Source organism: Streptomyces cadmiisoli (genome assembly GCF_003261055.1).
In the GTDB taxonomy this organism is placed as follows: domain Bacteria; phylum Actinomycetota; class Actinomycetes; order Streptomycetales; family Streptomycetaceae; genus Streptomyces; species Streptomyces cadmiisoli.
In genome coordinates this window covers 8,652,332-8,674,811 of the sequence record NZ_CP030073.1, presented here as the reverse complement: position 1 = coordinate 8,674,811, position 22,480 = coordinate 8,652,332, and the positions used below count along the sequence as shown (strand labels likewise).

Annotated in this window: 15 protein-coding genes and 2 pseudogenes; 4 read left to right on the top strand and 13 right to left on the bottom strand. The window is 65.8% G+C overall.

What is annotated here, in order from left to right; all coding sequences use genetic code 11:
• Nucleotides 1–130 precede the first annotated feature (130 nt).
• From DN051_RS38145 to DN051_RS38130, 4 genes are all read right to left on the bottom strand, one after another.
• Nucleotides 131–817 (bottom strand): TetR/AcrR family transcriptional regulator, encoded by a 687-nt coding sequence (locus DN051_RS38145; protein WP_112441423.1) that lies wholly within the window; start codon nt 815–817, stop codon nt 131–133.
• Between the two features lie 302 nt (nt 818–1,119).
• On the bottom strand, nt 1,120–1,653 hold the full coding sequence (locus tag DN051_RS38140; protein WP_162625069.1) for a cupin domain-containing protein: 534 nt from the start codon (nt 1,651–1,653) through the stop codon (nt 1,120–1,122).
• A 301-nt stretch (nt 1,654–1,954) separates the two neighbouring features.
• Nucleotides 1,955–2,827 (bottom strand): alpha/beta fold hydrolase, encoded by an 873-nt coding sequence (locus DN051_RS38135; RefSeq protein WP_053763822.1) that lies wholly within the window; start codon nt 2,825–2,827, stop codon nt 1,955–1,957.
• Nucleotides 2,828–2,920: 93 nt separating this feature from the next.
• Nucleotides 2,921–3,730, bottom strand: a complete 810-nt coding sequence (locus tag DN051_RS38130; protein ID WP_112441419.1) for a mycofactocin-coupled SDR family oxidoreductase — start codon at nt 3,728–3,730, stop codon at nt 2,921–2,923.
• 558 nt (nt 3,731–4,288) lie between these two features.
• Here DN051_RS38130 and DN051_RS38125 point away from each other — a divergent pair.
• Nucleotides 4,289–4,499: pseudogene (locus DN051_RS38125) on the top strand (IS3 family transposase); the annotation flags it as partial.
• 438 nt (nt 4,500–4,937) lie between these two features.
• A complete protein-coding gene (locus tag DN051_RS38120) occupies nt 4,938–5,342 on the top strand; it encodes a hypothetical protein (RefSeq protein WP_162625068.1) in 405 nt (134 codons plus the stop codon).
• 712 nt (nt 5,343–6,054) lie between these two features.
• Here the strand turns inward: DN051_RS38120 and DN051_RS38115 are convergent.
• The 6 genes and pseudogenes from DN051_RS38115 to DN051_RS38090 form a co-directional block, all read right to left on the bottom strand.
• On the bottom strand, nt 6,055–7,119 hold the full coding sequence (locus tag DN051_RS38115; RefSeq protein WP_112441417.1) for an ADP-ribosylglycohydrolase family protein: 1,065 nt from the start codon (nt 7,117–7,119) through the stop codon (nt 6,055–6,057).
• A gap of 319 nt (nt 7,120–7,438) precedes the next feature.
• Nucleotides 7,439–7,921, bottom strand: coding sequence for a GNAT family N-acetyltransferase (locus tag DN051_RS38110; protein ID WP_053757846.1), 483 nt, complete (start codon nt 7,919–7,921; stop codon nt 7,439–7,441).
• 617 nt (nt 7,922–8,538) lie between these two features.
• Nucleotides 8,539–8,913: a zinc ribbon domain-containing protein gene (locus DN051_RS38105; RefSeq protein WP_246040756.1), complete on the bottom strand. Its 375-nt coding sequence runs from the start codon at nt 8,911–8,913 to the stop codon at nt 8,539–8,541.
• A 366-nt stretch (nt 8,914–9,279) separates the two neighbouring features.
• The gene (locus DN051_RS38100) at nt 9,280–10,326 is read right to left on the bottom strand and encodes a hypothetical protein (RefSeq protein ID WP_112441415.1); all 1,047 of its coding nucleotides are present in this window, start codon (nt 10,324–10,326) and stop codon (nt 9,280–9,282) included.
• 278 nt (nt 10,327–10,604) lie between these two features.
• On the bottom strand, nt 10,605–12,356 hold the full coding sequence (gene ltrA, locus DN051_RS38095) for a group II intron reverse transcriptase/maturase (RefSeq protein WP_199314792.1): 1,752 nt from the start codon (nt 12,354–12,356) through the stop codon (nt 10,605–10,607).
• Nucleotides 12,357–13,023: 667 nt separating this feature from the next.
• Nucleotides 13,024–13,209, bottom strand: a pseudogene (locus DN051_RS38090) (IS5/IS1182 family transposase); the annotation flags it as partial.
• A 398-nt stretch (nt 13,210–13,607) separates the two neighbouring features.
• Here DN051_RS38090 and DN051_RS46790 point away from each other — a divergent pair.
• A complete protein-coding gene (locus tag DN051_RS46790; RefSeq protein ID WP_246040755.1) occupies nt 13,608–14,204 on the top strand; it encodes a hypothetical protein in 597 nt (198 codons plus the stop codon).
• Nucleotides 14,205–14,564: 360 nt separating this feature from the next.
• Here the strand turns inward: DN051_RS46790 and DN051_RS38080 are convergent, their stop codons facing one another.
• The 3 genes from DN051_RS38080 to DN051_RS38070 form a co-directional block, all read right to left on the bottom strand.
• Entirely contained in the window at nt 14,565–15,017 is a 453-nt protein-coding gene (locus tag DN051_RS38080; protein WP_199314790.1) for a VOC family protein, read from the bottom strand.
• Between the two features lie 54 nt (nt 15,018–15,071).
• A complete protein-coding gene (locus tag DN051_RS38075) occupies nt 15,072–15,623 on the bottom strand; it encodes a GNAT family N-acetyltransferase (RefSeq protein ID WP_112441413.1) in 552 nt (183 codons plus the stop codon).
• A 339-nt stretch (nt 15,624–15,962) separates the two neighbouring features.
• Nucleotides 15,963–17,216, bottom strand: coding sequence for a low temperature requirement protein A (locus tag DN051_RS38070; RefSeq protein WP_112441411.1), 1,254 nt, complete (start codon nt 17,214–17,216; stop codon nt 15,963–15,965).
• A gap of 1,184 nt (nt 17,217–18,400) precedes the next feature.
• Here DN051_RS38070 and DN051_RS38065 point away from each other — a divergent pair.
• Nucleotides 18,401–22,231 carry a S8 family serine peptidase gene (locus tag DN051_RS38065; RefSeq protein WP_199314788.1) on the top strand — a complete coding sequence of 1,277 codons (3,831 nt, stop codon included), beginning with the start codon at nt 18,401–18,403 and terminating at the stop codon, nt 22,229–22,231.
• Nucleotides 22,232–22,480: the final 249 nt, after the last annotated feature.

Genomic DNA, 22,480 nt, shown 5'->3' with positions numbered 1-22,480 from the left:
AGCTACGAGAGGGGGCGCTCGATCGCCCAGCGATTGCAAGGCTCCACCTGAACCATGCGTGCATCGCGAATTCAAGGTGGCGCCTGTGATGGGGGTCGGCGTGGGGCGTGCAGGCATCAGCTCTCGTCCCTCAGGACAGGGAGATTCCCTTCGACTCGGCGTAGCTGATCATGGCGCGTTCTGTCTGGGCAGGGGTCGGCGCCGCCGGGAGCGGTCCGGTGTTCTGCGCCCGGCTCGCTTCCAGCATGAAGGCGACCAGTCGCCGCCATGCATGCGGCGCCGCGTCCCGGGACACCTGGATCACGCCCGCGTTGGCCATCAGCAACAAGGGGATGTCCTCGGGGACGAAGTCCTGGCGCAGTGCACCGGCTTCCTGTGCCCTGCGGATGATCTCGACGCCCGCCTGGTAGCCGAGCCCGAAAAGGTCTTCGGATGTCTCCGACGTGGGCAGCATCATCATGATGACATCGGCGAACCCTCGGTCGGCTACCTGCATGGCGCAGATTTGCTCCACGTACTCGCAGAAACCGGCCCATGGGTCAGGAGCTTGCAAGGCCTTCTCCGCGGCCGTCACGTAGTCGCGCAGCTTCACGGCAAACACCGCGGACACCAGGTCGCCACGCCCGGGAAAGCGGCGATAGAGCGTGCCGATGCCCACCCCGGCTCGTTCTGCGATTTCCTCCAGCGGCACGTCCAGGCCCCGCTCGGCGAACACGGCACGCGCCGCTTCCACGATTTGCCGGCGGTTTCGCTCAGCATCCGCGCGCAAGGCCCGCTCGGCGGGTTTCCCGCCCTTTCCGCTGCTCGCTGATCCCATTCCGGTAAGCCTACACCTGGAGAGCAATCGATGATCTTGGTTCGCGGGCCTCGCCCCGCACGGGTGACATCACATGTGAGGGGGCACCATCAACCTGGCGGCTCCCTCACACTGGTCCGAACCGCGATTCCCCAGCACAAGCGGCAGGTCACCCGAAGCCCAGGGGTACCTGAGCGACTCTCCGACACGGCGCAGCTTGACGCTCCGGGTTCAGCGCCGGCCGTACAACTGGCCCCGTCGCGGACTGTGGTGAGCCGTTCCGCTCACCACAGTCCGATCATGGTTGCCCAGATCGATTGGCTTCAGGCGTAGTCGTTCTCACCAGGGAGCATCTGCACGTTCAGGCCGGCCAGTGCTTGCTGGAGCGCGGTGTCGGTCCGCAGCCGGTTCTCCCACTCCTCCGGGTCGAAGTTGTGCTCGTCCATGCCGTGATCCACGAAGAATTGTTCCATTCCGCCAGGGCTGTAGAACACCATCATCTTCGATGGCACGTCGAGGATGTTCTTGAAACCGTGACGTGTGCCGCGGGGGATGTACACGAAGTCGCCCGCGCCGGCCTCGAAGCTCTCGTTGCCGTTGACGAACCGGAACCGGCCCGACTGAACGAGGAACGCCTCGTCCTCCCCGAAATGCGCGTGCGGCACATTGCTGTAGCCCGGCGCGACGATGCCCTCCATGACTCCGAGCTGGCCCTTGGACTGGACGCCCGTCACCTTGATGGTGAACCGCTCCTCGCCGGTGACGCGGACAGCTCCCTCATCGCTTCGCACGACGAAGCCGTTGGCGGCGGTCCAGATCGGGTCGTCCCTGTCTGGTAGTTCGATGCTGAACGTCATGATGCAAAGATCCACTTCTTGGTATGTGCGGTGATGCGCGCGCACACTTTCCCGAATCCGCAGGCGCACGATGACCCCAACGGCCCTACGAATAGGGCACATCGAGAGCTACTGGATGGAGCACCCATCAAAGTGATGCGGGTGCGCCATGGGAAAATTCGGTACGCCGCAGGCAGTGTGAGCTCCGCCTGCACTCAGGACGTACCGACGCACTCGTGGTAGCGCCTCGTCCCGCCCCGGCATTGACAGGAGTCGCTGTGTCGAGGCACTCGCCGGGTGCCGCGCGCGCGGGCTTTGGGTCCTAGACGAAGAAGTCTTCGAGGACAGCGAGGAGGTCATCGGGGCGCTCGTCGCTGAGGAAGTGGCCGGCACCCGCGAGCTCGACGGTACGAATGTCGGCAGCCTTCTTCTCGATCATCGGAAAGATGAGAGGGGCACTCTTACCAGCGAGGAAGAGCGTCGGAACCGTGATCGGCGTCTCCGGGTACTCCTTGTCGTCGACCATGTCCTGGTGCCACTCCTGGTACCAGGCGTTGCCTGCTCGGATGGCGTCCGAGGTGTTGTAAGCCGCGGCATAGATCGCGCGGTCCTCCTCGGTGTAGGACTCCGGGCTGCCCGAGTAGTGCTCGATGATCCAGTCCTGGACCGTGCGGAAGCGGCCGGTGAGGACTGCCTCGGGCAGGTCTTTCACCATGTTGAAGGCCAACCACCACTGCAGACCGTCCTGGGCGGGCTGGGGCAGCATGGGAATGCCGTAGAAGCCCTCGTTGGGGTGGATGGTTTCCCACAGGGCAAGCTTGTCGGTGGCCTCGGGGTGGTTGACGGCGTAGCTGTACGCCACCATGCCGCCGATGTCCTCGCCGCAGATGTGGGCCTTGCTGTAGCCGAGAGAGCGGACCAGTTCGTAGATGTCCCGGGCCATGTTCTTCTTGTCGTAGCCGCACCCGGGCTTGTCCGAGTCACCCATGCCGCGGATGTCGACGGCGACAACACGGAAGCGCTCTGCCAACTTCGGCATCAGCTTGCGGAACTGCCACCAGGTACGCGGCCAGCCCGGGAGCAGGACCATGAGGTCATCGCCCTGGCCGCCGATGACGTAGTGCAGACGCGTTCCATTGACATCGGCGTATTCGTGCTCGAAGCCACGGAGTGAGGGATAGTTGGTGGTGCTCACGTTGGATCCTTTGTTGCTGGACGTGAGGGCACGACGTCGCTGTTGGAAGCGGCAACGTCGCGCCCTGCGGGGTTTCCGAGCCCGGTGAACGTGCTATTTGGCGAGCGTTCCGGCATCGACCGGCAGAGCGATCCCCGTGACGTAGCGCGCCTCGTCCGAGGAAAGGAAGATCACGGCGTTGGAGACATCGTCCGTTTCCACCCACGGCACCGGCAGCAGGTGGTTCTGCTGGAAGATCGGGATGACATCCTCGATAGTGACGTCTCCCTCGCGGTCCGGAAGCATCGACCGAAGTGCGCTCTTGCTCTGCATCATCTCGGTGTTGACGGTGGTGGGGTGCACCGTGTTGACCCGGATTCGGTCAGCCCCGAGCTCCACCGCCAGGGTCTTCATCAGACCCGCAACGCCGTGCTTGCTTGCGGCGTACGCTCCCATCGTCGGCGCGGTCTGGAATCCCGCCGTGGAGCTGATGATGGTGATGGCCCCGCCGTCCGCCGCCCTCAGATGCGGTATCGCTGCCTTTGCCGTCAGCCACGCACCGGTGAGATTGATGTCGATCACCGCGCGCCAGCTCTGCTCATCCAACTCGCCGAGCAGGCCGGTACGGAGAATGCCCGCGTTGGCGACAACGATGTCGAGTCGGCCGAGCTCGGCGACACCGTGATCGACAGCAGTCTTCAGCGATTCGAAGTCCCGTACGTCGGCGTGAGCGACCACGATGCGTCGCCCGCGTGCTTCCACTTCCTTGGCGATCTCAGACAAGCCGTCCACCCCATCCAGCGTGGGCGCAAGGTCGACGGCAATGATGTCGGCCCCCTCCTCAGCCAGCCGGATGGCGTGGGTGCGACCCATACCGCGGGCCGCACCAGTGATAAAAGCGACCTTTCCCTGCAAACGAGCCATGACGGTACTCCCTCGTATCTGATGTTCGCCGCGCCTCGCCAGTGAACTGATGAGGTCGGCTCATAGGTGACGGTCGAGACCTGACGCCAAAACCGATGACCAGCAGGACCGGCCAGGGCCGTTACGTGCGGTCCGCGTCTCGCCTGGGCCACGGATTGCGCAGCTACCGCGCGGCAGGCTGGAGATCCTCCTGAGCCATCCGCACTTGGCGATCACCTGGACACTCCACACCCTTCGAGCTGGTGCCGATCTCGACCTGCCGCACGCAAACATAACTGGAGACGTGCCTCCACTTACAGTGTCCACAACGTGGGATGCATCACGCCATCGACGCATCAGGGCGATCTGGCGGCCGGATTCGCTGACAGACCGGAGGAAGGGATCCACTTAGACAGCGTTGCCTGTCGCGCCCAACACCCCTCGGCTCCACTGAAAGCCGATGATCATATGACGTCGACTTGCTCGCCCGCGGGCGCAACCGCGGTAAAGCATCAGTCAGCAACCGTGGATCATGTCGGGTGAACCGTGGCCGCCGATCACTCTGTTGCCGCCCGAGCCGGCGACAACGCGGCCATGGAGTCCCTTTTCAGCCTGCTGCAGAAGAACGTCCTCGGCCGCCGCATCCGGGCCACCCGCGAAAACTCCGGATCGCGATCGTGACCTGGATCGAGCGCCCCTACCACCGACGCCGTAGGCAAGCCTCGCTCGACCGCCTGACCCCATCGAATTCGAGACCGCCACGACCACGCCGATCCCCGACGCCACGTGAACGCACCTGTTACCCGAACCTGCATCAGTCCCGGGCATCCCGCCAGCCGTGTCGCAAACCGGCGGACACGCAATGGGCATCACTCGGCCGCTGCCCCTGCCCGACAAGCTCCCAGCCGTGTCCATCTGGTCCGACGACCAGGCCGACGCGGCCCCACGCCTTGCTCGCCGACCACGGCTACGACCACAACGCGTACCGCCGACAACCAGCCTTGAACAAGGTCGGCACACCGGCGGCCGAGGCGCAGAAATACAAGTTCCGGGCCGCCACCAGGCCGAGCCCCGAGTGCGACGGCGGACTCCTCGGGCACCCACATGCCCTGCACCATCAGCACATCGCGCATTCAGACACGGCGTTGGACACTGTGTCCGATTTGCTTTAGTGTACGACGGCGCGCCGGCCGTAGCGCCTTCGGCGTGCAATCTTCACCATCTGGCGGTGCCAACTCCGCGCTGCCACGACAAGCAGGAACAAGAAATGATCTTCAAAAAGTTCGTGCGCGCTGCCGCAGCCGCAGCAGCGCTGACCACGGCCGGCGTCGGCATGACGGCTGCACCGGCTTCCGCCGCTGAGGCCGGAGTCTCCGCCACCACTCTCAACTTCCCGGGTGGTCAGGCCCAGTTCGACAACAACCCGGGCAACGGTGCCCAGAGTTGGGTCTGGGTCTGGAACAACAGCCAGTACTCAGGGACTGTCCGTGTGGACTACCAGCTTTACAACGGCACCATAGGTTCACTGCAGGCCGACTGGGGCCAGGGCCATTCGCTGAACCTGGCCGAGGACATCTGGCGCATCCGGGGCTGCTGGCACATCCAGAACTGGTCCTGCACCGACTGGACCTGAGTCGGGCCGGTCGACAAGAGCCGACTGCCCTCACTGACTCCGCCCGCTGCCCGTCCTGGTGAAGTCTGACTGTGCGTAGCGATCGGCCGACAGTACAGGGGTGAGGCAACACAGGGCCCGTTGCCCTGACGGCGCGGAACGTCCGCACTTGACGCAGGCGCGGGACGCCCGGGGGTTCCAGCCCAGCGCCGATAACGGCACCTCATCGCCTGAGGGCACCGCTCAGCAGGATGCGGGCATACTTGGCCGAGCGCCGCTTACCGCTGTTGCCCCCGGTACGGGCGTAGACGACGCAGCGGAGGGCTTCAGTCTCGGCGTCCACCCGTTGCTGGGCCCGGTTCAGGCCGGTCTCGGCCCAGGTAGCACCGTCTCACCCCGGCAACCACCCGGAAGCAGTTCCTATCTGGAGTACTGGGCGAGTTTGCTAAAGAACCAACTTCTCCTGCTTCTCGAACAGCTCGCGCTCCCGCCTCCGCAAGCCGCACATCCCAGCGCACCCTGTCGAGGCCGCCCTGATACTGCACGTACAAGTCACATCAGGGTGGCCCGACTCCCCCTTGATCCACACGACCGAGGCCGACTGCGCTCTGGAGCGTCGTACGTCGTCACCTGCAAAACCACCGGTAGAAGCATGCGACCTGCTCCCAACCGATGTACGCGTCTTCGCAGAAGCACCCAGACCTCCGGCCAAAAGCCCTTGCGACAGCGAGAGTCACCAGCCGGGATAGCGGTCCCACCACTGTGAGTCCCAGCCCTGGACGTATTCGCTGCCGCTCGGTGAGTCGTCGAACTCAATCAGCAGATCGCGAGCCAAGGTGTCGAGTACCCAGGCCAGTTCGTGACGGCTCACCAAGTCGACCGGTAGTGACCCGGCACCGTGCACGGCACCCAGCAGCGCGCCGGCGACACAGGCGACGGATTCACCGTCCGGTGCAGCGGCCGCGAACTCCAAAGCGGCGCCGACGTCAGCTGGGTCGGGGAAGGAGACAGCCACGTAGAGGCCGCCGAGAAGCGCAGAGGGCGCGGTGGCGTCCGGCGCGAGCTGTACGAGCCCTCCTGCGCGCGCGGGTTCGTCAACGGCACGCCGGAATGCTGCTGAAAGACGGTCATGTTCGTGTTCCGTGAGGCGCTCACCGAGCGACCGCTCGCGCGAACGCAACGCAGTGATGCCTGCATCCAGTGCCTCTCGGGCCGACTGGCCGACGCTAGACCCTTGCCGACCTTCCGAGGAGTTATGCGTCAGGCAATGGTGGACCAGCACGGTCGCATGAACAGCGGCGGCCTGGGCTTCCGCGTCGCCATGCGTGAGAGCGGCGATCTCACGGGCCTGCGCAATCCCGGGCGGTCCGGCAACCGCAAGCGGAAGAGCACGGGTCAACGCGTGGCAGCCACGGCTGGTAGTCGGTTCTCCGAGACCGCCTTGCTCGATCCCGGACAGGGCCGCCACCGTCGCTGGTGCACTACCGCGCCGCACTGCCAACGCCGGGACACCTGCGAGCCAGCCGTCGGGCCACGCGGCATCGCCGTGCCGAGCCCAGCGACGCCGCATCCGTTCCACCTCGATGCCCTGCAGGGCCGCCCAGCGGCAGTAGGCGTGCATGACCACTGACGGCGGATGGCATATCCCCTTGTGATTTCCGCGCACGCTCGCGCGGATCATCCCCTCAGTGGTGAAACAAGCCAGCTGCGTGCTGACACCCGCCCGCAGCAGGCCGCTGGCCGGCAGCTTGCCCCGAGCCGTTCCAAACGAATCACCGAGTGCCAGTCCGAGCATCATCCCTCGGACTCGGGACTGAATACGCAGGAGCTTCCTCTGCTGATCCTTTTCCTGGGCCAAGACAGCCTGTCTCTCATTGGATTGGGAGATTGGAGTTCGTGTCGATGACAGCTTGACGCGCCGCGTGCCGCTGCTCTGCTGGGCGGCTCTGAAGCGACGACGTAGCGGCCCCGTTCCCCCTGGGAACCGCCTTGAGTGTTCGTGCCAGCAGCAGGACTTTCCGCAGCTGGTGTCGAGTGGGAATCCCGGCCCGCTCCGGGGCAGGCACCTGCACACGCCTGCCCCGGAGCGGTTTCCGTTCAGGGCTCCCGGTGTTGGGTCAGAGCTCCCGGTAGTAGTAGGTCACCGGGAACGGTGTACAGCCGAGACTCTCGTACAAGGCTCTGGCGGGTGCGTGGAAGGAATCCCCTCCGGTGCCGATCTCGACCGACTCGGCTCCGAGCGTCCTCATCTGCGCGAAGGCGTGCTCGCACAGTGTCGTGCCCAGTCGGTGCTGGCGGTGCCGGGCCGCGACGGCGAGGTGCGTGACGCTGCCGGTTCTGCGGGCAGGGTCGACGCTCCACGCCACATAGCCGGCAATGCCGTCTTCGGTTTCGGCAACCGCGACGTACGCGTGCCGCTCGGGTGCATAGAGTTCGGCGATCTGCTTGCGATAGTCGCCGCGCCAGTCGTCGTGCAGGCCGGCAAAGACGACCTCCCCCACCAGAGGTCGGAAGGAATCCTCGTAGAAGGGTCGGAACGTGTCGATGGTCAGTTCGATGAGTGGCGCCAGGTCGTCTGGGACGAACGCGCGAATGGGCATGGAAGTGCGTCTTTCAGGCTGAGGGCTTGACACCCAGGGAAGAAAAGGGCATCGGTCGGCCCGCTCAGGCCTTCGAAGCGGCAGTGAGCGGGACCCTCAGCGACGAGTACGCCACGCGGCAAAACATTCCATGACCGGCATCATAGCGCCCTTGCCAGACGCCCCGGACCAAGGCAGTGGACCGGCATACGGAGCCCTGTACAGCAACAGAGACCTCCTGACCGCCCTCGTACAGCACCCCGGCAGGAAGGCGGCCGCCACACTCCCAGCAGAGAGAGCACGTCAGGTGTGCTGGTGCGGAAGTACTGGCCGGAGGTCTCCCTTCGAGCATGATCGGTTCGGAAGGGCGTGATCTTCGCTGTGGTGCCGCAGGACGGGGTCATCAGCCGCGCTCTCCGCCCGCACGACTGAACTCCTTCGACGACCTGACGGCTCTCACAGACCGCGGGGGGCGTAGTCATGCCTTTACAGCCCGGAGTTTTCGCAGCTCATCGCCTGATCTCGTGACCTGTGTCGGCGTCTGGGATGTTCTTGGTCAGCTTGACCCGGCCCTATAGGACCGGGCTTGGAGGTAGGGCCCAACTGGCTGCTGGGTTGTCTCCTCCGTCCAGACACCCCTATGGGGTGGCAGGGACGCGTGACTCACGCCCCGCATTCCACACGCTCTCGCCGCGCTGGGCGATTTCGTGGGAAGCATTTCGGTCGGCGTGGGCAACGACCCCGCACCCCCGGCAGATGACAAGCCCCTGGTCGACACGGTTGCGCTTGTCGACCTGGCCGCACTCGGCGCATGTCTGCGACGTGTATGCGGGATCAACGAAGGCCAGGGGCACACCGGCCCACTTGGCCTTGTAGACGATGAACTCTCCGAGCTGGGCGAAGGACCAGGAACGGAGTGCGACCCGTTGGGGCTTGCGGAGCCGTACCCTCTGCCGGATTCCCTTGAGTTCTTCGAGGGCGATACCGGCCGAGGTGCGTTCAGCCTCGGTCACGATCGTCTTGGCGATGACGTCGTTGGTGTTCTTGACGTGCCCCGGCTCGCGGCGGGAGCGCTCCGGCGATCAGGTAGAAGCTGCCGTCCCGCTCGATAGGTCGGACTCGCCCTTGCGGTACTGCTGGAGCGTCTTGAGCGCATCGGCGGAGCAGACGAACCGTACGCCCTTGATCCGGCCTGATCAACCACCCCACCAGCAAGCGGGGCCAGGGGCTGGGCTTCGACCGCATAGAGATCGAGCCCAACCCGCTCGACCAGGGCCCGTCGTTTGGATCTCGAGTAGTTGGCCAAGGCAGCTGACCGGAGAGTCGATCGCGGTGTCGATTGTGGCGTGGGCGTCGGCGCGGAGGACTTCCGCACGAGCTCACTGCAGCAGTTCGAAGTGGGGGTGGTACGGAGAAGACGGGCAGACGTGGAGCTGCAGGTTGTTACCACCAGTGATGTCGATCAAGGTGAAGTTGCCGTCCTTCGCGCCCAGATGATGCGGGGCCGGGGTCGTCCGGTCCTCCTCGGCGATCCAGGTCGCGCTGCCGCCGTCCCATTCCGATGAGGCGATGGTGAGGAGCGGGACCTCCTCGGTGCCGCACTCGGGGCAGGAGCGGTCGACGGGGTCGGTGGGGCTCCAGCGGGTCCAGCCGCCGGTCTTCCAGCCGGGGGCGGTGGAGAGGTTGTTCAGGTAGAGCTCGCCCGGGTCGTCCGCGTACATGCTGTACCGCGCGGGGTCTATCGTCTCCCAATGGCTCATGTCGTCCAACTGGTCGCGAAGCTCCTCGCTCAGTTCCGAGGGGTTGGGGTAATCGGTGACCTGCTCCGGTGAGAACAGGCACGGCTCCGGAAGGTACCCGCCGTCCTGGACGATCGGCGGCTCCGGCGGTGTCTCGAGGACATCGGTAACGGTGGCGGAGGACCGCCAGAAGAGTGCGGTCTTCGGGTGCGCCATCTCGTGGTCGAAGGGGCACCACAGGACCTGTAGCAGGTCCGCGTCGGACGGGCAGGGGAAGTGAATGTCGCGGGAGTACAACTGGGCTACGGGGACGAGAGGGATTGGGCCGTCGAACCATGGGCGGCCCGCCGCGATCAGATCCCAGGTCTCCTGTTCCTCGCGGGTCCGCTGGGGTGCCTCGGGGTCGAGGTGACGGCGCTCGGCCGCTGCGGCGAGGACGTGGCGCTGGAGCCGGATGTCGTCCGGCGAGTTGATCCTGAGCGCCGCACGCCGATCGTGCGGTTCTTCGCAGTACGGCCACGGCTCGTCGGCGGGCCACAGGAGCGGCCCGCCGACGGAGCTGTCGTGCACGGTCGGCGACCCAGGCCGCGGGTGCAGCCGGGTCGCCGTGCGCGCCAGCGGGGCCAGTCGAGGGAAGAGCGCGGTGACGTCGAATGGCCGTGGCGGGGTGGTGAATATGGCGTTCATGGAGGTGATGCTGCCAGCAGCCGCTGACAATGGGCGTACCGATCTCCGTCAGCTGATACCAGACAGGTTCTCTGCGTCAGCAGGCAGACCAGAGGAAGATCCCAGCAATATGGAGTCCGGCCAGGTAAATGGTCGCGGTCTTCTCGTAGCGCGTGGCGATGCCCCGCCACTGGTCGGGTAGCCGGGTCACGTCGCCGTGACCCGGCCCCCTCAGAACCGGACGTGCCTGTTTCCAAGCATCACGGCTCAAGCAAGCCCGAAGGCTTCACAGGTTCTGCTCATTTCCGGTCGCTGTCGCCTGCGTGATGCTGGCGATGGCATTCCGAGTGGACGAGCCGAAGATTCTTGCTCTCATCAGAGCCGCCATGCCGCCGGTAGGTGAAGTGGTGTTTATGCAACCGCTTCTTCACCGCGTCGAACCAGTCAATCCACTCGCGTGGGCTGTCAGGCTCATATTCCGCGCCGGCGATGAGCGCTTGACCGCACAGTGGGCAGACGCCCTTCTGGCGGGCTGCCAGAGTAAGGCTGATCTTGTCCATCGGTGGTGGTGTGCGCGTCTGACGGCGTTGGCTCCAGTAGTCGAGGAGTGCGGGATCGTCAGGTGACGACTTACCCCTGACCAACTGATGCCGCCTGATGTTGGTCCAGGCGAACTTGGGAAGGTGTGCGCCCGTGGCACGGTCACCGAATACCCAGTTGTTCATCTTGGATCGGTTGAGCCTGCCGAAGTACTTGTTCACAATCCAACGCTTCGACTTCTTCGGGTGGGTGCGCTTGGCCCACTTGTAGGTGAGCGTCCACACATAGCTGTCCAGCGCCGAGAACGTCCGGCTGGACACCACTGTCCGGTAATACGCGGACCAGCCCCTGACGATAGGGGACAGACGGCGTAGTACGACTGTGATGCTCTGCCCTAAGAGGGCTTGCATCTCGGATCTCAGTCGCTTCCGGACTCTCTTGACCGCGTCCCTGCTGGGCGTGATGATCAGGCTGTCGCCATGGCGGCGGATGTTGAACCCGAGGAAATCGAACCCGTCCGACAGGTGGAGGATTCGCGTCTTCTCTTCATTGAAGCGAAGTCCTCGGGGTTGCAGCCATTCCGCCAGGCGTGACCTGACGGTCTCCGCCTCCTCCTTGCTCGTGCAGAACACGGCGAAGTCATCGGCGTATCGCACCAGGATCGGAGTTCCTTTCGCAGCCCACATGACCTTTCCTTTGCGGGTGGCGAAGCGGACTCCTGCGGCCTCCTCCATCCCGTGCAGAGCGATGTTGAGCAACAAAGGGCTGATCACGCCGCCTTGAGGGGTTCCCTCCTCGGTCCGGGTGAAGCGTCCGTCATCGACCACACCAGCCTTCAGCCACTGCCGGACTAATTCCCTGGCTGGGAATTGCCCAACGGCTTCGAGCAGGTGGTAATGGTCGATGCGGTCGAACGCGGCAGCCAGGTCGGCGTCCAGTACCCACTGGCGCTTGGCCGCCTTGCCCTTCGCGGTGCTGAAGATCGCCTGGATGGCGTCGTGGCAGCCGCGGCCCGGCCGGAATCCGTAAGAGCGTGATTCAAACCGAGCTTCCCACTCAGGCTCCAACGCGTTCTTCACACGTGCTTGGATGGCCCTGTCACGCATGACGGGGATTCCGAGTGGTCGTTGCTTTCCGTTGCTCTTTGGGATGTAGACCCGCTTGACGGGCTTGGCCCGCCAGGGTTGTGTTTGGCCGTCAATTTCAACTGCCATCCGTGCTCTCGCCTTGGGAGTGAGAGCGCGTTCCCTGTCGATCCCTGCCGTCTTGCGGCCTCTGCTCTGCTGTGTCACCCGCTTCACGCTCACGAGCGTGTTGCTGCGGCTTCTCAGCATGAGCTTTTGCAGATTGCGGACCTTCTTGAGGTCCCCTTCCTGTGTCGCTTTGAAGATCCTCTGTCTCAGACGCCGTACGTTCTCCTCGGCTTCGGCCCAGTTGATGCTGTGCCAGTCGAGATTTCCGCCCTGGGGTCCGTTCGCTATGGAAGTCCGAACAGGATTGGGTAACTCCAACTGTAAGTTCCTCCTTCGCGTCTAACTTGTCCGCCAGGTTCCGGCTGCTTTACTCGGGATACTGCAAAGGCTCACCTGGTCCACGTGGGCACCCTTTCGGGTCGGGTCACTGGGACCCGTATCCGGCGGGTTATGACCGGAGGCGTGAAGGTTGCCTCCAACTTTCCCCTGATCTTTCGATCTACCGGCATTCGCTTCTTGGACCATCCTGTTCCCGCTGGAGAGTTGGGCCTTCCTTGCGGTTGGCTTACCGGGCTGTGGCCCGGACTCCATCGGGGTTTCCACGTTCCACACACGTAAGTTGCGACTGGGGTGGGTGCCCCCTCTATCCCGAAACCGGCGGTGTCCTCCTTCCGGTCTCAAATCTCCGGAAGTCGCCTGACGCCTCTCAGCATCGGGTTCTGTAGCTGCCGACTGCAAACCACCAGGCAGCTTCAACCTTACGAGACATCAACAGGGGTTCACGCGGTTCACCCGTCCAGTCTTTCCCTCGCCTGTTATTTCCCGGCGGCCGGGAAATTCTTGGGCTTGAACGCTCAGCTTCACACCCCGCTGTTACCGGCGACGCATGTGAGCGCGGGAACGGATACGGACACTAATCCGGGGTCAGCACATCTCTCCTTCCTTCGTGGCTTTCCCACTTAACGTGTGCGACTTCGTGTCGCACCTTCAGGCGGTTGATGAACCGTTCGACGGTGTCGCGCTGCTTGTAAATCTCGCGGTCGAATGCCGACGGTCTCCCGCCCCGGCTGCCCCGCCGCAGCCGATGACCACGTTGATCTGCCGGCACGGGAATCACCGCACGGATGCCGCGCTTTCTCAAGTGGTCGCGGATCGCGCGAGAGGAATACGCCTCATGGGACTCACGCTGGATGAGCTGTTGGGCACGGAGCCTTTGGCCACGACGGACGAGGCGAGCCTGGCCGCCCTCAACTACGCCATCCGACGCTTCGGCATCCCGGACGCCCCGCCGCTGCACCCCGAGGACCTGCCCCGCGAACTGGCAGCGCTGAACAAGCACCGCCACCGCACCGAGCTGGGGGCAGTCCTTCAGAAGCTGCCCGGGGTGCTGGCGAAGTCGACCAACTACGCGCACGCCACGCAGCCACCCGACGCATGGACGCGTGTCGCCGACACGTACTCAGTCGTGTACTGGCCGGCCGCCAGATTCCGTTGGATGCACCTGGCCGAACCGGCCGTCATGAAACAGAGGTTGGCTTTTCAGCGCGTGCTCACCCGATCGCTGCCACGGTGGCCGCCAGGGACGAGGCCGGGACCTTCCTCAACTCGGGGGACTTCGCGGGCGGGATGGCGATCGTGGACCGTGCGATCGTCGAGGCCGAGGCGACGCTAGAGGGTCGTGACCGCGCGTTCGGTCTGGGCATCCTGCACCTGCGAGGGCTCTCCCTGGCCGGTCGGCTCAAGGACGAGGCCGCCGCCGGGGAGCACATCCGGGCGGCATGGCGGACGGCCGAGGAATACGGCGGGGACGCCGACGAGCACGGCATTCACTTAGGGCCGGACCAGACCGCTACTCACGTGATCTCGACGTACTCCGACATGGACCAGCACCGCCGAGCGCTGGACACCGCAGACGACCTAATCCGGGAGGGCACGTCACTCCGTACCGGGAAGGGGGACCAGCGAGTTCCAGGAGAAATGGGACCCGTCGAGGCGGTTGCCTCGCCGACTACGAACCCCAACGCGCATACACGTTTGCCGAGTTCGCAGATCGCGAACGCGCATCGCGCAGTTCCCCCAGCGGACGCCCGAGACGCCTTTCAACGGACTCCCCACGCACTATCACCTCTCATTGGGCTCGCCGTAGTCTTGCCGTCAGACCAATAGCGAACCGAGGGGAACGATCGGTGCCGATCGCGGCTGGCATCCGATCAGTGATCCCAGGCGACGGTACTCCGCCCCTTGGATGCTCTTGCCCTGTTGACTGTGACAACCGCGTCAAAGCCGGGCTGAAGCCACTGCAACTGCGAAAGCACGCAGTTCCGCTCGAAGGGCAACCGGCCGCCGGCCCCTGAAGTTCGATCCGTCGGACTACAAGACTCGGCACGGGCTTGCGGCCGGTATTCACCGCCTGACAGAGAAGCCACCGGGACGTGGCCACCCCGTGCGACAGGCAGCTCCCGGTCCGTTTACGAGGCAATCGTGCAGGTCGCGGCCATCAGCGAGTCGTTATGACGGCGCAGACTCTCAATTACCGAAGGCGGTCAGCGCGCCACGGGCATCGAACCTCGCGCTGGATGCCCAGGCGATCTCCCAGCGATTGCCTTCCGGGTCGGCGATGTACGCCGACCGGCCGCCCCAGGTACGCTCCACCGGATCAGCAATCGAAGTGGCGCCCGCCGCCATCGCGTCCGCGAAGGCCGCATCCACTTGCTCACGGCTGTCCACATTGCAGGCGAGCGTGATCCCCGACCACTCAGTCGGAGAGGGGATGTCGGCCGCCGCTTCGGCAGCCAACTCATCGACGGGGTAAAGCGCCAGCAGCACGCCACCGAGCAGGAAGCCCGCCCACTCGTCGTCGCTGGAGGGGATCTCCTCCCACCCCAGACCGCGGTAGAACCGGCGCAACCTCGGCAGGTCACGGGCTCCGAGAGTCACCACAGAAAGACGAGAGGGAAGCTCAGACATGGTCAGCATCATGCCGCTGAGGAGCTTCTCGCAACAAGCAGATCGCAATCACTTTCGCTGGGCGCCCTAAGCACCCTGGCTCGTCGAGTCCGGTTTCCATTCCTGGACGAGGAGCCCGAGCAGCACCTCGTCCAGGAACTCGCCCATCACCCAGGCCGAGGAACGCAGCACGCCCTCGCGGACGAAGCCGTTGCGCTCGGCGGAGCGAAGCATCGCGGCGTTGTCCGACAGCGTCTCGATCTGCAGCCGCTGCAGGCCGCGGACGACGAAACCGTAGTGGCACAGGACCGCGACCACGTCGCTGCCGTAGCCCTTGCCGCGGGCGGACGGCAGCAGCCCCAGTCCGATGTGCGCGGACCGGTTGTGGTTGTCGATGCCCCACAGCGTCGCGGTGCCGACGAGCGTGCTGCCCTCCAGTTCCACCACGGAGAACTGGACGAGTCCCTGCTCCTTGTCGTCCACCACCAGCCGGGGATCCTTCGAGCCGGGTGAGATCGGCCGCCATGGCCCGCTCTCGGCCCGCGAGGCGTTGACCACGTCGTCGTAGAGCTCGGCCCGCAGGATCGGGATGTCGTCCTCGTGGCGGGCCCTGAGCCCGACTGTGCTGCCTCGTAGCATGCGGCCTTCCTATCCGGCCGGACTGGCCGGCGGCAAACGAATTCGCGGTCGCCTCAGACTGGTGTAGCACCGGTTGCGGATGAGGGTGCTTGCGATGCCGACGAGAGCCGGCGGGTGCTCGGCCGCCTCACGCTCGTAGCGGCGGGCCGGACGGCGGTGTCCGTTGGGCCGGGACGTAGTCCGTTCCGCCACCCAGCGGTGGCGGACGCTGCGACGTATCTGTTTCGTGGATCTGAGTCGTCGCCCGCCTGGGAGGTCAGCAAGCGGTGGACAGGCCGCTGGGATGAGGCTGCCCTCAGTGTTCTCCGTGGTCTCGGTGTGGGCGCCGATCGATCGGTATCACTCGGCCGTCCTCTCGTTGATCAGGGAGCCTTGGCGTAGCCATCGCACGAATGCGAAAACCCAGGTTGCGAAGAGGAGGAGCAGCAGGATGAGGGCTAGGAGCCAGGGGGCAGGGCGGGACCAGCCTACGAGTAGAGCGGCGACGGCTGCTGTGACGAGCGCGGCCTGTACTGACTTGTAGGCGGACAGGTAGCGGTCGTAGTCCGCCAGGGCGGGCAGCAGCACGACGGTGGTGAGCAGCATGACGGCTACCGACCCACCCATCAGCCAGCTCACAGCGATGGGTGTCCGGTGATCGGCGGCGTGCTCCGCAAGCCCGACCATGCCCGCGCCGGCCGCTGCCACGGCCATGGCCATCGGCAAGTGGGTGAAGATCCACGTCGCCAGGGAGTGGCCGGCCTCGCGGGGCAGGCGCCGGGACGCCAAGTCGGCGTAGTTCCACCAGAAGCCGAAGCCGATGGCGAGCCCGAGCAGTCCCGTGGTGGTGTTGAGTGCGCTGGGTTCGGTGGCGGTGAGACCGTTCACGACACCGATGACGAGCTCGCCGAGCACGAGAATGATGAACAGTCCAAAGCGCTCGACCATGGATTCGGTGACGACGCCGTAACTCGGCTCTCTGCGCCAGGAGATGAGGATGACGCATTCCGCGCTGCACCATGCGGCGACGAAGAACGCCCAGACGGCCAGCCGGACGTCAGCAGGCAGAGGTACCGAGGCCGCAACCACTACGACGCCCGCGACCATGACGAGCAGATAGCGCCGGGGCGTCTCGCGTAGCTCTGGCAGATCGCGCCGGTACACGGAGTACCACTGGTAGCTCAACAGGGCCAGCAGCAGTGCGTACAGTGCCGCAAAGGTGCGGCCGTCGTCGCCGTCCGCGTGGCCGGCGTAGACGGCCAGGAGAGACAACAGCATCATCTGCACGAAGATCAGTGAACGGGTGCGGCCGTCTTCTCGGCCGTGCAGTTCGTAAAAGAGCGTGCCGTTCAGCCAGGCGATCCAGATCATCCCGAAGACCACCGCGAACGTTGCCATGCCCCGCCATGAAACGTCCTCTGCGAGGGCGTGGGCCGCCTGGATGATCAGGACGACGTAAACGAGATCGTAGAAGAGTTCGAGGAAGCTGACGTTGCGGCTGGTTTCGACTTCGCCGTGCCGTCGCGGAGGACGGAAGAGCCATTGGCGAATACCGGTCCCCACGGGGACTGCCTCTCCGGTGACGGGACTGGGCCCGGAGTTGCTGTCGGACATGTGAAGCTCCTGTTAGCGCGGCTGAACGTGTGGCGAGGTGATGGCGACGGCTAGCTGCGGTAGCTACGTATACGCCGCAGTATGTCGGACGGTGATTCACCAGGAAGGGATGCAGTCCCGCTTGTGTCCGGCAACAGCATGCCCGCCACCCCGCCCGAATCCCTGCCGCGGAATTGTAGGAGCACCCGCCGGCAGAGGATCGTGGCCAGCCCGGCAACGCAGTCGGGCCACGTCGATCCGCCTGCGGATTCAAAGGGCCGCACAGCATTCCGTGCCTCGGCGCGCACAGCATTCCGTACCCCGGCGATGCTCCGGAGCGAGCACCAGGTCGACCAGCGGCCTCACCGGGCCGTCCGTGCACATCACACGTCGTATCACTCGACGAACGCGTCGCCCGGATGAGCGGTCAGACACGCTTACGAGTTCGCCCCACGGCGGGACACTTCCGCGCGCGTCCGCAGGACGCTCGGGTACTTCAGTCTCACGACCACGGCCTTCACGCTGGTGCTCGGGCAGGGTTTCGCCATCTGGCCTGGCCAGAGGCTCGCCGCGAATGTGCCCGGCTGGTGACGGCGTGTCAGGGGCGGTCTTGACCGACTGTCCCTCCACCGTGCGGACCGGGAACTGCCCGCGCGAACTTCGCCGCCAGGACGGCCTCGATCCTCTCCGGGCTCCCCCGACCACTGCGTGAACCGGGGAACTGGGAGCCATGACCTATTTCCCGGCGACTCGTAAAGCCCGAATGCACGGGCGTCAGTGAACCGGCTGTGCGCTTCGAAAGTATTGGATCTCAGCGCCTTCCTTTAGAACCTTCGCGCCACCGATCGGGTCCTTAAGTCGTTTCGGTGTCGCTGTTGGGACATGGCTCAGTTATGCCACTGCGGATGAGTGACAAGTTCGGTCGATACAACGGATTATTCCGAAGGTCTTGTGAACCGCAGCTGTACGAAAGGTTCGCTCGTGACGTGGACTGACTGGCGGCAGCGTCGACGCCGGTTGGATGAAGGCCGGCTTCCACCGCGGTCAGCGGACGCGGACAGGATCGTGCGAGACGTCAACCCTGCACGATCTTGTCCCGAAAGTGTAATGCCGTCAACGCGGTCACATTCACGACGATGCGTCACAACACCCACTTGCAGACGCCCGACCCGAATGCCGGGATGACAGAGAGGCTGGAAACAGCAATGAGACGGATCCGTCTTTGGGCGGTGATATCGGCGTCGGCGGTGGTGGCGGCGGGTGCGATCGCACCCGCCTCCGCCCAGGCCCCGTCGGAGTCCGCGGCACGTACGCCGGCGCCGCAGGACCGCACGACCACCGTGCGTTTGATCACCGGCGACCGGGTCACCCTCAGCGACGCGCCGAACGGCAAGAAGACCGCATCGGTGCAGCGCGCACCGGGCCGGGAGCACGTCTTCTTCCAGATCGCCGAGAAGGACGGCGCTCTGACGGTACTGCCTTCCGACGCGGCGCTCCTGGTCCGCACGGGGCGGCTGGACGAGGGGCTCTTCGACGTTGCGGGCCTGGTCGCCGAGGGTTACGACGAGGCACACACCGACGCCCTGCCCCTGATCGTGTCCACCCCCAAGGACTCAGCGCGCACGGCGGTCAGGAAGGTGGACACGCTCGTCGCGTTCCACGACGACTCCACCCGGCCGCGCCGGCTGCCGAGCATCGACGCCCAGGCGCTGCGCGTCGGCGACCAGGACCTCGCCGCGTTCTGGAAGGAGTACGTGCCCGCGGCGGGTGCGTCCGTCGCGAGCGCCGTGGCCGCGACCCCGAAGGTCTGGCTGGACCACAAGGTACGTCCCACCCTGGATCGCAGCACCGCGCAGATCAACGCGCCGGCCGCATGGGCGGCCGGTCACCACGGTGAGGGCGTCAAGGTCGCGGTCCTGGACACCGGAGCCGACCAGACGCATCCCGACCTGGCGGGCCGGGTGAGCGAGGCGAAGGACTTCAGCGGCAGCGGTTCGACCCAGGACCGCTTCGGCCACGGTACGCATGTCGCCGCCACCGCCGCCGGCAGTGGCGCCGCTTCGGGCGGGCTGCGCAAGGGCGTCGCCCCCGGAGCAGACCTCCTGATCGGCAAGGTCCTCGGGGACGACGGCTACGGCAGCGAGTCCCAGGTCATCGAGGGCATGGAGTGGGCCGCGGCGCAGGGCGCCCGGGTCGTCAACATGAGCCTGGGCGCAGACATGGAGACCGACGGCACCGACCCCTTGAGCTTGGCGGTGAACGAGATCTCCCGCAGTAGCGGCGCGTTGTTCGTCGTCGCCGCGGGCAATGCCGGGGAGCTGGGCGAGAGGACGGTGGGGTCGCCTGGCGCGGCCGACGCCGCCCTCACCGTCGGTGCCGTCGACCGTGACGACTCGCTGGCCTCCTTCTCCAGCCGCGGTCCGCGTTTCGGCGACAAGGCGGCCAAGCCGGACATCACGGCTCCGGGTGTCGGGATCGTCGCCGCGCGTGCCGCTGGAACGACCATGGGCGTTCCGGTCGATGACCACTACGTCGCGGCGGGCGGTACGTCCATGGCCACGCCTCACGTGGCCGGGGCGGCCGCGCTGCTGGCCGGGCAGCACCCCGACTGGACCGGTGAGCAACTGAAGGACGCGCTGATCAGCACGTCCCGAACGGTGGACGGGCAGGTGCCGACCGAACAGGGCGGCGGCCGCGTGGACGTCAAGGCCGCGTTCACCTCCCCCGTCTCCGCGACCGGCACGATCGTCCTGGGCCCGTTCCAAATGGACGGATCTCCGGTGGAACACGCCGGAGCGGTCCGCTACACCAACTTCTCGGACGGCGAGGTGTCGCTCAGCCTGCGTGCCGCGCTGAAGACCAAGGGCGGCAGGGAACTGCCCGCCCAGGCACTGGCTCTGGGTGCGGACACGGTCCGTGTCGCCCCCGGCGCGACCGTCGAGGTGCCGGTCGGTATCGACCCGGCGAAGGCGGGCCGCGGCTCCTACTACGGGTACGTCACCGCCACATCCGGCGACGGTGTGTCGGTGCACACCACCGTCAGCCTGTGGGTGCACGCCCCGATGCACGAGGTCAGCACCGAGTCGTACGGACGTGACGGAGAGCCCACGGCGTGGGGCCTGTTGGACGTCTTCGGCGGGGACAGGGAGGTCCGGTTCACCGACTGGGGTGTCGCCGAGGTCGAGGAAGGCACCTATCAGATCGCCGGCACGCTGCTGGAGGGCGGAGGCCCCACCGGTGTCCGGGTGGTCACGGTCATCAACCCCGAGGTGAAGGTCACCAAGGACACGACCGTCACCCTGGACGCGCGGGAGACCAGACGGGTACGTGTGCGCACGCCCGAGCCTGCCGAGCGGCGCAACGACGTGACGTACCAGATGTACCGGAAGATCGATGGGGTCGAGCAGAACGTCGGCATCTACTACGCGGAGGGCGGCGGATCCGTCGACCTGTACGTGAATCCCACGTCCAAGGTCACCGAGGGCGCCTTCGAGTTCAGTTCCCGCTGGGAGATGACGGCTCCCGAGCTCAGGACCGAGGTCCGCGGCGCGGACTTCGACCTCGAGCCGGTCTACGTCAAGCAGTCCGCTCCGTTCGACGTCCGGGGTGAGCAGTTGGTCGCCGTGGACGCGGGGACGAGTGACAAGCCGGACCTTCGGCCCGGCACCGTGCGGGGCAAGCTGGCCGTGATCCGCGATGACACGGCGGGCGCCGAGTACGACCTCGCGGAGGCCGCCGCGAAGGCGGGCGCCAAGGGCATTGCGATCGTCCTGCCCGAGGGGATGCTCGCCTGGACCCGCTGGAAGCCGATGAACATCCGCACCGCCGTGCCCGCAATAAGGATGACCGCGGCCGACGGTGCCAAGCTGCTGAACCACATGAAGAAGCACACGGCCGTCGTCAAGGTGACGGGGACGGTCGAGAGCCCGTACCTGTACGACATCACGGCGAACTGGCAGCAGTACATCCCGAAGGACGTGACGTACACCGTCTCGGACCGCAACACCGCGCAGGTCAAGGCGTCGTACGCCAACAACGGCCCACTGCCCTGGACCAGCGAGCAGCGCTTCAGCTGGCGCCCCTACGCCGGGATCGCCTTGGAAACCTCGCGCTGGGCGCCGACGGGCAAGCCCCGCACCGAGTACGTCACTTCCGGCGACACCCAGTGGATGCACACCGTCGAGTTCATGACCGGGCCCGAGCAGTACAACGGCGGGGCGCTGCGGTCGGGACTGTCGGACACCCCCCGCACCTTCAAGACAGGCGAGAAGGCCACTGAGGACTGGTACAACGCCGTGGTACGGCCCTCCATCCCACGGGGCTGGAGCCGTCCTGCCGTCCGCGACGGTGACACCCTCAGCCTGTCGATCCCGGAGTACACCGACGCGGCAAACGGCCATTGGGGCCGCAAGCAGGTTCCCCCCACCGACGGAGGCGTCGGCGCAAGGACCGGAACTCCCGGGATGCCGGACGACCCGTCCTACGTCAAGGGCGACACGGTGGCGGCGGTTCTCTACCGCAACGGCAAGAAGGTGAGCGATGCCGCTGACGCTTGGAGGAGCTTCTCCGTTCCCGCCGGCGCGGCCGACTATCGACTGGATCTGACGACCGAGCGCGCGACCGAATACTGGCGGACCGGCACCAGGACCTCCACGTCCTGGGTCTTCCGCTCCGACACCGCAGCCAAGGAAACGCTGCTGCCGCTCCTCCAGGTCGACTACGGCGTCCGCGCCGATCTGTCGAACACCGTCCGCGGCGGCAAGCGGCACGACATCGACCTGACCGTCAGGCACCAGGACGGGCTTGCCGCCCCCACCGGGGTCAAGCTCAAGGTCGAGGCTTCCTTCGATGACGGCAAGACCTGGAAGGGGCAGGTCAGCATCGAGGACCGCGGCCACAACCGGTTCACCGCCACGATCGAGCGGCCGGGCGACCAGCGGCACGGCGAATATGTGACCCTGCGGGTCACAGCCACCGACAAGGCAGGCAACTCGGTCCGGCAGACCGTGGAACGGGCCTACTTGCTCGGCACGTGAGCGAACGCCTCCCCTGAAACTCCACGGAGGCGTCGAACAAGCAGTGATGGCGGGTGCCGGGACAGGACGGCACCCGCCGTCGTCATCTCAAGCGCCTGAAAGCCGACCCGGTCACGATGCTGGAGACGGTGGATGACGGTCGGACGGCATGTCACATTGAACTGCCCCAGACCGAACCGGCGTTCGCGTGACCGTCGCTGCCCTGGTAGGCGACGGAGCGAGGGCTGAGGCCGATGGTGGGCTGCGGCC